The organism is Dongshaea marina, from assembly GCF_003072645.1.
Taxonomy (GTDB): domain Bacteria; phylum Pseudomonadota; class Gammaproteobacteria; order Enterobacterales; family Aeromonadaceae; genus Dongshaea; species Dongshaea marina.
Genome location: NZ_CP028897.1, coordinates 2,366,774 through 2,380,981, shown reverse-complemented (window position 1 = coordinate 2,380,981; position 14,208 = coordinate 2,366,774). Strand labels below are relative to the sequence as shown.

The 14,208-nt window shown below is 47.4% G+C and carries 16 protein-coding genes; all 16 read right to left on the bottom strand.

Going from position 1 to position 14,208, the window contains the following annotated elements; genetic code table 11:
- Positions 1-126 precede the first annotated feature (126 nt).
- The 16 genes from DB847_RS11415 to DB847_RS11340 all read right to left on the bottom strand — a co-directional run bounded on the left by DB847_RS11415 (position 127) and on the right by DB847_RS11340 (position 14,147).
- Positions 127-1,419 carry a CpaF family protein gene (locus DB847_RS11415; protein ID WP_108650798.1) on the bottom strand — a complete coding sequence of 431 codons (1,293 nt, stop codon included), beginning with the start codon at positions 1,417-1,419 and terminating at the stop codon, positions 127-129.
- Between the two features lie 291 nt (positions 1,420-1,710).
- Positions 1,711-2,325 (bottom strand): tight adherence pilus pseudopilin TadF, encoded by a 615-nt coding sequence (tadF, locus tag DB847_RS11410; RefSeq protein ID WP_108650797.1) that lies wholly within the window; start codon positions 2,323-2,325, stop codon positions 1,711-1,713.
- A gap of 7 nt (positions 2,326-2,332) precedes the next feature.
- The gene (locus tag DB847_RS11405) at positions 2,333-2,815 is read right to left on the bottom strand and encodes a TadE family protein (protein WP_108650796.1); all 483 of its coding nucleotides are present in this window, start codon (positions 2,813-2,815) and stop codon (positions 2,333-2,335) included.
- Between the two features lie 2 nt (positions 2,816-2,817).
- Positions 2,818-4,020: an AAA family ATPase gene (locus DB847_RS11400; protein ID WP_108650795.1), complete on the bottom strand. Its 1,203-nt coding sequence runs from the start codon at positions 4,018-4,020 to the stop codon at positions 2,818-2,820.
- A 12-nt stretch (positions 4,021-4,032) separates the two neighbouring features.
- Complete coding sequence (locus DB847_RS11395) at positions 4,033-4,680, bottom strand: hypothetical protein (RefSeq protein WP_108650794.1); 648 nt, start codon at positions 4,678-4,680, stop codon at positions 4,033-4,035.
- Positions 4,677-5,909: a type II and III secretion system protein family protein gene (locus tag DB847_RS11390; RefSeq protein WP_108650793.1), complete on the bottom strand. Its 1,233-nt coding sequence runs from the start codon at positions 5,907-5,909 to the stop codon at positions 4,677-4,679. Before DB847_RS11390 ends, DB847_RS11395 begins: the two co-directional genes overlap by 4 nt.
- A 234-nt stretch (positions 5,910-6,143) precedes the next feature.
- Entirely contained in the window at positions 6,144-7,004 is an 861-nt protein-coding gene (locus DB847_RS11385) for a CpaB family protein (RefSeq protein WP_108650792.1), read from the bottom strand.
- 41 nt (positions 7,005-7,045) lie between these two features.
- A complete protein-coding gene (locus DB847_RS11380; RefSeq protein WP_159084554.1) occupies positions 7,046-7,591 on the bottom strand; it encodes an A24 family peptidase in 546 nt (181 codons plus the stop codon).
- 32 nt (positions 7,592-7,623) lie between these two features.
- Complete coding sequence (locus tag DB847_RS11375; RefSeq protein ID WP_108650790.1) at positions 7,624-7,875, bottom strand: Flp family type IVb pilin; 252 nt, start codon at positions 7,873-7,875, stop codon at positions 7,624-7,626.
- Positions 7,876-8,647: 772 nt separating this feature from the next.
- Positions 8,648-9,343 (bottom strand): septal ring lytic transglycosylase RlpA family protein, encoded by a 696-nt coding sequence (locus DB847_RS26375; RefSeq protein WP_108650789.1) that lies wholly within the window; start codon positions 9,341-9,343, stop codon positions 8,648-8,650.
- Between the two features lie 110 nt (positions 9,344-9,453).
- Positions 9,454-9,885 (bottom strand): hypothetical protein, encoded by a 432-nt coding sequence (locus tag DB847_RS11365; RefSeq protein WP_159084553.1) that lies wholly within the window; start codon positions 9,883-9,885, stop codon positions 9,454-9,456.
- 50 nt (positions 9,886-9,935) lie between these two features.
- Complete coding sequence (locus tag DB847_RS11360) at positions 9,936-10,166, bottom strand: hypothetical protein (RefSeq protein ID WP_108650787.1); 231 nt, start codon at positions 10,164-10,166, stop codon at positions 9,936-9,938.
- 67 nt (positions 10,167-10,233) lie between these two features.
- Complete coding sequence (locus DB847_RS11355; RefSeq protein ID WP_108650786.1) at positions 10,234-11,913, bottom strand: DUF2813 domain-containing protein; 1,680 nt, start codon at positions 11,911-11,913, stop codon at positions 10,234-10,236.
- Between the two features lie 217 nt (positions 11,914-12,130).
- Entirely contained in the window at positions 12,131-12,322 is a 192-nt protein-coding gene (locus tag DB847_RS11350; protein ID WP_108650785.1) for a hypothetical protein, read from the bottom strand.
- 159 nt (positions 12,323-12,481) lie between these two features.
- Positions 12,482-13,276 (bottom strand): TatD family hydrolase, encoded by a 795-nt coding sequence (locus tag DB847_RS11345; RefSeq protein ID WP_108650784.1) that lies wholly within the window; start codon positions 13,274-13,276, stop codon positions 12,482-12,484.
- Between the two features lie 448 nt (positions 13,277-13,724).
- Entirely contained in the window at positions 13,725-14,147 is a 423-nt protein-coding gene (locus tag DB847_RS11340; protein ID WP_108650783.1) for a bacteriohemerythrin, read from the bottom strand.
- Positions 14,148-14,208 lie beyond the last annotated feature (61 nt).

Genomic DNA, 14,208 nt, shown 5'->3' with positions numbered 1-14,208 from the left:
CTAGCAGGCCAAGGCCTATAATGATTAATCCAAAAGATAATATCTGCATAACAATTAAACCTAACAGTGTTACCGATGAGCTTAAATCCAGCTACTGCGGAAGATTATTAATTATTTCCGGATCGATCAGATATTGATCCGTTGCGTCCGGTTAAGCTGTTCAAGCTCTTCAGCTACACCAAAATAACTCGCCTTGCGACGCAGTACCGAGCGTTGCAACAAACCATTAAACTGGAAACGCCCCTGGATGCGATCGGGATCGGCCTGAATCTGATCAGGTACAAACTCCACAATATTCTCAATCACAGGGACATCCCCCTCCATTCCCATCACCTCTGAAATAGAGGTGATGCGACGGCTGCCATCAGGAAGACGGGAGACCTGCACAATCATATCCACCGAATCAGTGATCTGCTTGTTGATCGCCTGCTGTGGGAAATTGACATCCTGAGACATCATCACCATGCTAGAGACACGCGAAAAAGCATCACGTGGGGTATTGGCATGCAGAGTCGACATGGAGCCATCGTGGCCTGTGTTCATTGCCTGTAACATCTCAAAGGCTTCTGCACCACGACACTCACCAATGATGATCCGATCGGGGCGCATACGCAGAGCGTTGATCACCAGATCGCGCGCCGTCACCTTACCGGTATTTTCGATACTGGCAACCCGAGTCTCAAGACGCACTACATGGGGTTGCACCAGCTTAAGTTCCGCTGAGTCCTCAATGGTGATCACTCGCTCAGTAGTGGTGATATGCTGTGACAATGCATTAAGCAGTGTAGTTTTACCTGCGCCAGTTCCACCTGAAACCAGAATATTAAGTCGACAGCGGGCAGCGATTTTAAGCATCTGCACCATCTCCCTGTTCAGGGCGCCCCGCTCCATCATCATATCCAGAGTAAGATGGCTCTTTTTAAACTTTCGAATCGACATACTGGTGCCATCGATTGCCAATGGTGGAATGATGATATTGACCCGGCTACCATCAGCAAGGCGCGCATCACACATGGGGCTTGATTCATCGACCCGGCGACCAACGCTTGAGGCGATACGCTTGGCAATATGAAGCAACTGATCTTCATCAATAAAGGTCACCTCATGGCAAGGCTCGAGGATCCCATTGCGCTCAATGTAGATTTGATCGATTCCATTAACCATGATGTCGGAGATCGATTCATCATCCACCAGCTTCTGTAAAGGCCCCAAACCAATAAGCTCATCGACCATCGCCTCGGTATAGGCGTGATGAATCCGCTGTGAGGTCGGAATATTGTAACGGCTGATCACCTGGCTCACCGCCCGGCTCACATCCTGAATGATATCTTCACGATTACTGCGCAAAATCGCCTCTGCATCCAGCATGGAGAAGAGTTCCTGACGAATAAGCTTGTAATTTTCTTTTGAACCGATCATAAAAATTCCTGTTACCAGCCAATGCCAACCCGAGTTGACGACAGCCCACTGAAAGTGATGCTCTTCAATGGGATCATCCCGGGCCACTATGCTTGGTAACCCGATCGCTAAAGTGTAATTGGCAATATTTCAGAGTGGCTAGTATATGAACAATACAAATCAGGCACACTCGGGCATATGCCTGAATTGAGGGCTGTAAATAACCCTTTCTCTCAGCACAACCGAAGCTTACCTAAAGGCCACTCAGAGATATTGGCTCACCAAGAGCCAGAGATTGAGCATGTAGCTCCATTACCCCTGATTTACTAAGAAATCGATCAAAAAAATCTTCCCCCCGGTATAGCAAAGGTCAACCTGATAGAGGCTCACCTCTTTGGAGAGTACTGTTTCCTGATACTTATAAGATTTGCTCATATCACCCTGCGGGCACCCGGTCATCTTGCTCAAATCTTGCCACTTATGGTAGTCATAAATCCTATCAGTGCTCCCTGCTGGACCCGGATCAAAATTAATAATTGTTGGAGGTGAATTTGGCTGAACGATCCGAATAGTCATCGATAATTTACCACCACCCACTTCCCTCTTTGCTCCGTACTTTATTGCAACTTGATGGCCATCTTTACGTAGCATGTTCAAAGCGTTCAAATAAAGGTTTTGTGCATCCATATGAGTAAAATTGGCAGGCTTACTGCCTGAATCTTTATATACATACTCATGGTTTGCCAAGATATTTGCGATGGCATAGGAATGTTTTTGTAGATCACCTACAGTACTTACACGGCTGAAAAGATCAACGCAAAAAAATAGCATCAAGATCAATACTGGAAACACCAAAGCAAGCTCAATCGTAAAGCTGCCTCTATTTGAATTGAAAAATATTTTCAACAACCGGGTTGGCCTTGACATACTTATGTTACTCCAAATAGGTCAATACACTTCGGTGAATAGTAATAGCATAATTTGATAATACTATTGGTGATATTCGATAGCTAACTGTAAAAAGAGCAAGTCGAGCATTGTAAATTAATGGCGCTACATAATGTCCCTCCCCTTCAATATAATTATTTACATCTTTAGGGCTAGTAAAAAGCTTAACATCCACCTGTAGCGCATCATTCTCCGGATGCTCCTTATTATGTGTTGTATCAACAAGATGCATCGCCAGGCCATACTTGCTCTTCATATCATCAAAGCGATTCTTATAATAATCAGGTTTCATCAGGACATTTGGGTAATCTTTTGAGTCTCTCGCGGCAGCTGTCGCTACATAATTAACCACACTGGCAACATAAGCCATATAGCTAAAGCCAATGAGAAAAAGTACCGTCAGCAGGAAGCTCCAGCCCGCAAGCCCAAACTCAAGGCTGGTCATCCCAGCCTGTCGCCGAATATTCACCCCTACCTCCGGAAAATTTGTAAACGCTTAGCCAGGCGATATGCCAGATCTTCACGCTCTTTTTCACCGGTTAGCTTATTGCAGATCTGCTCTATGCCCTGAGCGAACTTCTCTCTGCCAAGCTTCTTACCAGCCAGTAGTGTCGCATATAGGCGAGCTTCATAAGGAAGAATCCAATCCGGCTCGCCCTTGAGATAGTTTTTGATTTCCGAATTACTCAGTACACTGCCACCGCGTAGCGGCCGCGCATGGTTAACAGCCGTCAGAAGCTGACAGTGCCCCTTGTGTTGCTGCAGCTCAGCAAAGCGTTTTTGCATCTGGCTCAGAGCACGAATCGATGACACTGAACTATCGCTCACCAACATCAGATAATCATTGTGCTCCGCCAGATACTCAAGATCCGGGGTAAAACCAACAGAGGCCGAGAGATCATCGAGGATAAAATTAAAGTGATCGGCTAAGAGCCCCATCACCTGGCGCTTAGCAGTGCGCAGTTGCTCTACGTTCAGCTCCTGGCTCTGTAGTGACAGCAACTGAAAAGATTCAGAGTGCTTATACAGCAGAGAAAGGGCCGCCGATTCATCCAGGTAGTGGAGCAGAGTTGAGTCCAACTGGTGGCGATGAAGATCTTCCGTCGGAATATTCAGCAGTAGATCCAGGTCTCCCTGACCAAAGCTGTTATCTACCAGAAGGGTATTGAGGTGATGGCGCCTTTCCAACATATAGGCTAACTGAGAGCTCACTACAGAGGTACCGACCCCGCCCTTGACGCCAAGCACCGCAATCCGCTTTGCATTACGCACCCCGAGACGACGGTTATTCCGGCGATCGTTACTCACTGTATCAAGCAGATCGCAAACATCACTCTTGTGGGCTGGCCAGTAGAGGTAATAGATTCCCTGCTTTTTCAGCTGCCGTTGCACAGAAATAGACTGGTCACAACCCACCACAATCACTGAAGTTCTGGCAGAGAAGTAAAAGCGAGACCGATCAACAGCAGCCTGAAGATCGCTTTCCTGGCTACAATCAAGAAGCGCTATATCCAGCTCCTGCTCTTTACAGAGATCGGCAATTTTAGAAACCTTGTTCTCAATAGCAGTGACATCCTGCATCCCCTCAAACTCAAGGGCTGATTCCAAAACATGGCGGCATTCAGGTGATTGATAAAAAATCGCAACCTTGGTAGTCAGGTTAAATGAATCCATCTTAGTTACCTCTTAATCAATCACGATATTATTCTGTGGATGCATCAAAGACTGCATCAGAGCATTGTTCACTGCACAGCCAAATTCAGGAGTATCGTTTTGCAACGGCTTCCAGGAACCGCACGGATTAGCCTTAACCTTGTAATCGGTCACCGTCAGGCGAAAATCGAAACTTTGCTTCAGTCCTTTAGGTTGTTGCGTCATTTTCAGTTCAGGCTGATTATCTTTAACCGCCAGAATGTCGAAACTTTTGGCTGTTTCTCTATGGGTTTCCTCTTGAGCACTCTTAGTCATCCTGGGCTTTTTCAACTCAACTATTTTGATCTGCTGTGCAGCAACCCCCATCAGAATCAACTGCGAACGTGCTTTACTCATGATCTTATAGCCGGATTTACCAACCCATTTTAGGGTAAGACTTTTATTCCCACCCAAAATCGAAGTACGGTGCTGTTCCAGATATTGCTTAAACTCACGGTCTATTCCCTGATAGCTGATGAGCTGCTGATTACCCAAACGCTTGAGTTGAGTTCCCTTTTTGATGATGACGGTGTAACTCATATCGGTTGTTTGAATGCTGACATTGCTGATGCCGATTGCGTTTGCATTGCTGACCGTCAGGAAACTCACCGTTAAAGCTACATATTTAAACCAGTGTTTCATCGGATGAAGCCTCCATTACGAATCGCACTCTGCTGAACCAAGGGGTTTTTAGTTGAGCTGGTTGGTAATCCAAGCAGATCATGCCAGACCGAGGTGTGCTGCATGCTTGGTAGCTGCACAGTACCTGCTTGCACCGGCCGAACCAGGTGAACCGTAGCCACCACGATCATCTCACGCTTATCTGTTGTATTCTGAGCGTGTCTGAAAAACGCACCCAGCACAGGAATATCTCCCAAAAGTGGTACACGATTGAGATCTTTTGCATCACCACTACTCAAGAGGCCACCTAGTACAAAGCTCTGACCATCTTTGACCTGGACTACTGAGGAGGCACGGCGGGTATCAAGAGTCGGATAGTTATTATATGTCTTGGCACCAAGTGTACTGACCTCGGTAGCGACTGTGATATCTATCTTACCGTGGGCCTTAACCACGGCTCCCACATTGAGCTGTACCCCGTAATCCTTATAGTCAACGCTCTGTCCATTAACTGAGCTGGTGACAATCGGGATCTGCCCTCCTGCCAGGAACTTGGCTTTTTTGCCTGACATCACTGTCATATTGGGTTCGGCCAATACATAGCTAGATTTATTCTCACTATTTGCATTCAATAGTGCTGACAGATCGGGAGCCGTTAGATTACTAAAGAAAAAGGTTCCCGTTGAGCCACTTAGATCACTCCAGTCCACCCCAATATTGTGTTCCAGGGATTTACTAACATCGGCAATAGTGAGCTGGATATTCACCTGAGGAGCATTAGTCACCTGCAGTGTGTCAACCAGCTTAAGGCCCTTATCCAATAGTTGCTTGGCAAGATTGGCAATAGCGGCATGCGTTCCCTCATCGGAAACATTACCCTCAAGCAAGATCTTATTATTAATCTGGCGGATCCTAACCTGAACATCCGGATACTGATCACTAATTACTTTGCGCAGAGCAGAGATATTACGATTAACGATCAATACCCGGCCGTAAATAGCCTTACCGCTAGGGTTATACACAGTAATTTGCGATCGCCCCTCTTTTTTGCCAAACAGCACCAGGTGATGATCATTAATCACCTTGTAGTCAGCAACTGCAGAGTTAGCGATAAATACGGTCTTCACCTTTTGCTCAAAGCTAAGGTTGAGCGATCCACCCTGATCAATGAAGAGTTGTTGAGCCTGAACAGCCATCGAACCAAGTAGCACACTCAGCAGCAGACAGCTCTTGGCGATACGATAAAACATAAACTACCTCGTAATATCTAAATCAATATCAAGATGGAATTTCACCTAAACTTATCGTGAACCTAAAATTGCAACTTTTATTTAAGGTCTAAGATAATGAGGCGCAGTATATGGAGAAAAAAACAGCAAGGCTCTCGGTCATATGCCTTAAATGAGCAATAAACTGCGACTAGATATGGCATCCATCAAAAATAAGGGGCGTCTTAACGCCCCTAACTGGTGGTCACTACGGGCTTAACTCGCACTAGCCTTACCACCAGCACGTAACTCAGTCACAGTGCTGTAATCAGGAACTACATCACCCATATCGGCGTAATCAGTTACACCCGGAACATAGGTCTGCATGATGAGGTAAGAGACCCTCTGAGCCAGCAGTAAGCGAGAAACCTGGCTGTGGGGCACCGCAACAATCACCTGATAGGAGCGATAACCTGCCATCGATTGTGGGAGCGCTTTTTTAGCAGAGTGAGAACCAGGAAGAATATGCGATGCATCATCTGAACTCGATGTCTGCGATGCAGCTATTGGTTCAATTGAGAGCAGCTTAATATTTGGCTGAAGCATGCTCACTGCAATATCAGGACTTGGTGCACTGCTACTCTCCTCCACCTTGGAGGCAGCCATGCTGCGATTACGATCGGTAATTTGCAGAAGTGAAACCTGATCGCCGGCATGCAACATCGCATCCAGCTTCTGCATTCCATTAATTTTAAGGGGTACCGCAACCATGTTCATGCGTTTTGCCTTTTGCATAAAATAGTTAATATCTGGCTTGCTCAACATATCAGGGGTGATATATCCCTCCTGAGCAACACTATTTAACAACAGGTACCCTTGATCAAAGGGAAGCTTTTGATCCTGTTTGATCCCAAATTGAGCAGCTTTCTCAAGGGGGATCGCCTTACGTTCTACATCCTGGCGCTTGAGCAGGGTTTGCGCCTTTAAAGGATATTTAGCCGAATAAACCACCACTAATTGAACTTTTTTCACCGGTTTAGCCTGGGCTACCGGATGCACAAAATAGTTTTTAAATAATCCAAACGCCCCGACACAGATTGCGCACAAAGCAAGGATATATATTGTTTGTCGACCCATGTCGAAACCTCTTAATTCGGAGAAGTAAATATAACTATTGATTACATCATTAAAGATTGGAACTGGTTTCCAATATCTAACTGGAAGTATAAAACCGTTAGAAATGAGATCACTATCGGGATCCCATAGGGGATACCTCGTTGGCGAACCTCTTTCAAACGCCCGGAGCAAACTCCGTAGAGAAGATAACCAGCTGCCAGCAGCCCGCCAAGCACACACATACCAAAAAGCCCTACAACCACACCGGACCAAGTTAAAGCAGGAGCAAAGGCTGCGACAAGCTTGACATCACCAGCACCAAGAACCTTTACAACAAATAGTACATATCCAATGAAAATTACAGAAATAGCCAGTACAAGCCCAGAGATATATTTATCATGAAAAATTGCTATAGCTGACAATAGTATAAACACACATAAAACAGCATTGTTATTTATTCTTCTCTGAGTATAGTCTGTAATACAAACATATAGCCCAATGAAAGAAATAATTAGGAAAGCGACTATTTCCACAGGCATATAACTCGTGTAATTTAAGTAAATAGTGGAACCTCCAGCACCACTAAATATAATGATGCTGGAGTTCACTACTGAAACATTTTTTCAGTAATGATGTTTATTTAGCTAATACCAGAAAATGTTGCAGTACTAGCAGTACTTACTTTGGTTGCAATTGTCGAGAACAGTGTTTTCAATGGTCCAGAGATTGCGCCAGAGTCACCATTGAATGCATAAACCAGGATTACTGCTACAGCAACACCAATCAAAGAATATTCAATTGCAGTGACACCACGCTCATCACGAGTAAAAGTAGTCAGGGCAGCAGCAGTCTTAGAGTAAGCAGCAGTACATGCGTTAGTAACGAATTTCATTATAAACTCCAAAGGTAAAGATAGAGATTGTGCAAAAACAAAAAAGCTAATAGATAGCTCGCAAAACAGATACTTGCGATAACTATCCATAGTCAAGGTTAATAGCTGAAAGTAATTTCAAAAAACTCCAGCAAATAAATCGTCATCAACCAATAAACAAAACTGCTTAGTCATCCTCTAAACATTTAATTTTTGTTTAGTGTGTTTCGTTGATGGCGCAAAAGATACTCGGCGCTGCTTTTTCAGGCAAGCGCTAATTTTTTTCAAAGAGGGTTGAAACTAGTTTTGAGCAAAATAAGTAAGTGCCGACCAACATTTAACCTAGTGTTTTTAAAGGATTTTTTCTGAATTAAAATTCCATCTAGGTCAAATGCCTTAATTTGAATCTGGGAGGGTTTTAGGGCTGTTTTCCCATGAAAAAATCAGCTCAAAATTCATTTTGAATGACTAAAAAGAGAAGTGACTGGCGGGTATTAGCGATGTAATGCTCAGGCCTGTCATGTAACATAACGTAACAATGAGGCCGATGCTATCAAAAAGAGAGGTCCTTAGCAGTTTTAGAAACCAAAGTTTTCTGAAAACAAAACTACTATAACCAGGCTTAACCTCCCCTGAATTACAGGTTCAAAGCTGGTACGGGCTCCCTTAGCACAGTGAATGCTATATATGTCACCGCGTTCAAGCCTTGTAGTTCATAAAGAAGCTTAAGCACAGAGGCAAACACCAAGCCACTAAGGTGAATCGTTCTGCCAGAAAGCTCATTCCTGAAATATCAGCTATCCAGGTGCACCGTCTGGACCCTAACCCGGGCCGTTCCCTTTTTGGCAAATCCAAGCTCACGAGCTGCACCATAGCTAAGATCGATGATCCGCTTACCTGAATCCGGATTATGATCACTGGGAAATGGCCCTCGGTCGTTGACCCGCACCACCACGGAGCGGCCATTAGCAAGATTGGTGACCTTCACATTTGTTGGAAGCGGCAGGTATTTATGGGCCGCCGACAGCGCATTGGGATTGAAGGCCTCGCCATTGGCCGTCATGTGGCCATCTTTCATGTTGAGGGTTTCATCCCCATACCAGGAGGCGATCCCTGTCTGCTCATAGTGCTGCGCCTTGGCAACACTCATCGGGTAGTACTTTTTACCCTTCACCGTATAGGGAGAGTCTTTGACTTTTCCTAAGCGAATCGCCTCTTTAACCGGCAAACCATCGATTGTCTCAAGATCAGGGTTGGTCAGCGCCCAACTAATGGGAGCTTTGACTACCTCATAGGTAAACTTACCCACATGGTACACCGCCGTCACCGTCCCCTTAGTGATGTAGTAAACCCCCTTCACCGTTCCTGCAACCACATCATAGGTTCCCTCCACCACACTACAGCCACTGAGAGTCGCGCCGCCAAGGGCAATGAGCAATATGACCGCAGCTCGGTTGCGAGAAGAGAGAAGAGATCGCCTGGAAGTCATTTTTGAGTGCTTACTCTTTTAAAGAAGTGATACGGGCCCACAGCATAGCGAGCCCTCCTTGTAATGAAAAGTCCAACGGCTTGTATCTCGTAGCCAATGTCACTGACAGCTTAACTTTGCAACAGCAGATGCAAACCGGTCGACTCAGAGATAAGCAGCAACACACAGACAATCCCCAGCAGGGTTGGGGCCGCTTTTTTCTGTAGCAATAGAGGTGCGCACCACACCAGCAGAGCCGCCATCAAAAACAGGCTACGAACCAAGAGTTCAAGCTGCTCAGAAACGGATAGCAGTTGTTTACCAAGCAGGATAGTTCCCAGCAAAGAGATCAAGATGATGATCCCAAGGACAAGACCAGACAGAGGCAAGATGAGATCAAAAGCGTTCAGCCGGTGCCCCGCCTTAAGCAAAAGCTGATGGGCAAAAGCGCCGCCACACAGTAGCAATACAAGAATTCCCATCCAAAGCTGTGTTACCACTAACAGGATTACGATCCCAATCAAACTCAGAAAGCCACAAATCATCAGGGTTCGATCTATCATGCTCTGAGAAGCCCGGCCCCTGGAGAGAAAAAAGCTTAAGCCTATCCCCACTAAGCCACTTGCACACAGGCAGCCCAATGCCCAGGGATTAACTCCCCACTCAAACCAAACAAAGCTCCACAAAGCTGTAATACCCATACCGAAAAAAGCTTCTCAAGGATCCGCCCATACTGGCCTGGGCAAAGCTCTGCCTTGCGGATAATCACCCATAAGATCAGCAGCGCCCCGGAGCCCATCAGGGAGAAGATGAGGGCTATGGGCTGATAGAAATTCTCAAGCACGCTTTACTCCTGTAGACAGGTTTTTAACTGAAGTTTAAACAATAGGTATGATGGCATAATATTGAATTTAACCCGCTTGCCTTCTTGCCAGGCTAATCACCCGGGCAAATAGCTGGCGGAATAACAATGGGATCTTTTCAATACTAGACTCAGGTTGCGCCTCTATCGCCTCCAGGATCGACAGCGCCATCCCCGGCTTGCTGTAGCGGGAGATAGCCTTCTCGATGATCCGTCGCTGCGGCATGTTGCGCTTACCCGCAGAGCCCGCCGCTTTTCGGTAGACCTCTTCAAAGCCGTTCTTATACAGAAAATGCTCAATATCCCGTGCCGGCAACACAGTCAGCCGATCCTTCTCCCGCTCCCCTTCCAGACGGATCTGCACCGTATTCGCGTACTTGAGGCCAGCCTCGTCGCCATCGGTCAAAAGATGCCACTCCACCCCAAAATCCCGGGCAAGCTTAATGAGTGGCTTGATCCCACACTGGGCAAACTCAATGATCCGCACACCTTCGGCGCGCAGGCTATAGCCACACACCCGCGCTAACTCTGAGAGTAACCATAGCTCAGTCTCCCCCTCCACCAGCAGCCAGCAGCGGGCAAACAAAGAGCCCGGACGATTCAGTCGCAGATGAAAAGCGATCTTGCGCAGATCCTCGGCCGAGTAAAACTCATTGCCCAGCCGATAAACCTCAATCTTATGCTGATGGCGCACCAGGCGGCGGATCTGATTAAGGGGAATGGATGCCAGCAGATCCAGCGAGTTGGTGGTCACCAGTTTCTGAGCCGGTAGCTGTTCCACCAGCCCCCAGGCCAGCGCCAACAAAGTTGGATGTAAGCGGCTCTCAGGATCTTCTACGATCAAAATCGGCCGTACATCCGGACGCAGCATCCGGGTACGTCCCTCGGTGAGAAGGGTGCCTACCACTCCCATCAAAGCAAGCCTGGCGTGGCGATTGTCGGTGCCGCGCACCAGATCGGTCAGGTTACTCAGCCCCTGCATCGATACCGGCTTGATCGCGATATCCCGGGCGCGCCGCTGGGGCTGATGACGCTGACCAAAAGAAAGGAAGTAGTGCTCAAGCAGGCAACGGATCGCATGCATTCCATCACGGACCTCGCTCTCGGAGAGCTGTTGCGGCATCTCACTGAGCTTGTGGGTCAACTGCTCCAAACGCAGCTCCAGAGAGTGGGTCGAGCCGTCCTCCTGACTCTCAGGACTGCACTCCAGCTCGGTCTCTCCCAGCTCACGGTTCGCCCGGGCATCGCGAATGCGGATCACCGGGTTCATCGCCACCAGATCCAGCAATAGCTGCTGGCTGTTTTCCAGTTCAATTGAGTGGCCATGGCGATCCAAAAAACTGTGTTCGGTGGAGACTCCCCGCCCACTGTGCTCTGCCGAGAGCCTATAGTAGATCCGCTGGTATTTATCGCGGCGCCGGCTCTCACACCAGACCGGCTTAAAGTGCTCCAGGCGTTTGGATTGACTGCTGCCGCTGCGTCGCTCTCTGAAGGTGAGCACTACATGCAGATGACTGGCCGACTCCAGCTCATCCTCCCAGGGCTGATGAAAATCGGACTCACTGAATTGATAGAGCCCGGAATCCTGACCCAGGATCCGGCACAAGAGATCCAGAAAACTACTCTTACCCCAGGCATTTTCACCGATCAAAACGGTCGTTGAACTCATCTTGAGGCTTAAACGGCTGATACCCCGAAAACCAACTACGTCAACCTGCTCTAAAAACATTGAACCTCACATTAATCAGTCCTTGTGGAGGATTATCCATCCGACTCCCTGCATCAGATCATGATACCCGACAACGGGTGAAAATTAGCTATGTTCCCCATTAAATAATGGAACAAGGAGAGACAGGCGAGCAATAAACCAGCGAAATGGCTTGGATAAAATAAAGAAGGAGAAGGAGGGAGCAGGCACAACCTAAGTGAGGTTGTGCCATTTGACCTTATAGCTTCTGTGGCGAAGCCATCATAGTCATACGCATTTGGTTAGGGTTTTCATTAACCACCACCCGGCACAGGTTTTGTTCACTGTCGTGATACTCCACCATGGTCCGCGCGCCTCCTGCGATGGAGGAGCATTGAGTGATCTCTTGAGGTTCAATATCAACTGGGCCGTTGTCAGTACAAAATTTCATTTTCTAATTCCCTTTGTTTTTTCTAATCCGCATTATTACATCGCAGACGTGGTGCGATTCTAACATAGAAAAGTAACAAAGTGTTTCTTCACCCAGCGAAAAAACTGCCGTGGATCACAGGTTCACAAATCAACCACGGAGGTACCTCCTGCTACCGGTTCAATCGACAACAAAGGGCTGTGGATCCCGGATCGAAAACAGTTTCAGATAGTTATTGGTGGTGATCTCAGCCAACTCTTCGAGGCCGATCCCCTTGAGCTCGGCAAGCTTCTCTGCCACCACCCGGGTGTAAGCGGGGCGGTTACTCTGCCCCCGATATGGCACGGGAGCCAGATAGGGTGAGTCAGTCTCAACCAGTAATCTCTCCAGTGGAATGCTAGCCGCCACATCTCGTAGCGCCTGGGCACTATTAAAGCTGATGATCCCGGAAAACGAAATATAAAACCCAAGCTCCAGGGCCTGCTCAGCCATCGCCTGATCGCCGGTAAAGCAGTGGATCACTCCCCCCGCTTTTTCACCACCATGGGCCTTGAGCAGAGCTATGGTATCGGCATTGGCATCCCGGGAGTGGATGATAAGGGGTTTGGCCAGCTCAGCCGCCAGCTCAATCTGCCCGGCAAATGCTTGTTGCTGCTCCGCCTGGTTCTGCGCATAGTAATAATCAAGGCCGGTCTCGCCGATCGCCACCACCTTAGGGTGCGCCGCATATTCACGTAACTGCGCCATATCGACCCCATCGGCGATACTCAGGGGATGAACGCCGCAGGATGCATGCACAGATGGATAGGGCTCAACCAGCTTAATCATTTCGGCAAAACCATCCAATGTCACGCCGACACTGAGGAACAATCCAACTCCGCGCTGGCTGGCTTGCTTAAGGGCCGCTTCCAGTGAGGGAAGCTCGTCACAATAAAGAAGGCGATCGAGATGACAATGTGAATCAACGAGTAACACCTAACACTCCTGGTAAAATGAATAACCGCAGCTCATTTATCGCTGCTCATAACTTCAAATCATGACTAAGCATCTTATAGCAATCACAGCCCACTTTCTAACTGGAGTTAAGGCGGTGAAAAGCTCATCTGCAGATAATGCGAACGTAAGCTGTTGGATTGAAGATCTCAGGGGAGGACGGATGTGCTTTATGTGAAGCCGTTGCTGCAGTGAGATCCTGGCTGAACGACCCCCATGCTTGATAGGTATGAACCGCGTCATGGATAACAAGCACGAGGGCCTATATAGGTTTTATATCGAAGGAGGTTGTTCGGGGAGCATTTAGACCCATCGCCAGCATCGCCGTTGCTGCCTCGTGACGTAGCGAAAGCAATGGCATCGAGCATACAGGGGGATGCCTGTCATAAAATAATATCCGGGTAAGTGACAAACCAACTAAAGCAATCGGCTAGATCTCAGTATTCTTAATAAAATCAACATACTGGCTGTCTTTTTCTAGAATATGATGTGTCCACCATCTCAGCAGGTAGCGGTGGATTTTGATGATAAGCTCCGCCTCTGTCTCCGGCTGATTATCTTCTGCCTTATCAAACTCCTTTCTGAGCTTATTAAAAGTAAACACAAAGTGCTCATGATCCTCCAGGTGTTCCTCGGCAACCGGATATTCATTGAGCCGGAACAGCTTCTCCTCCGTCTCGAAGTGATAATGGGAGTAATCAAGCAGCTTTGAGAGTATGATAGCCACTTTTCGCTTACTTGTTCCGGATGGCTTCATCTGTCCCAGCTCTTCAATCAGCTCAAACAACCATTGATGTTGCCGGTCAACGATCGGAATGTTCAGGGTTAAACATGTTTTAGAATCGCTGTCCATAGCCCTTGCCTGCGACTACTCTCCCTTTATCAAGGTAGACCAATTAACTGCTGAATTCTAA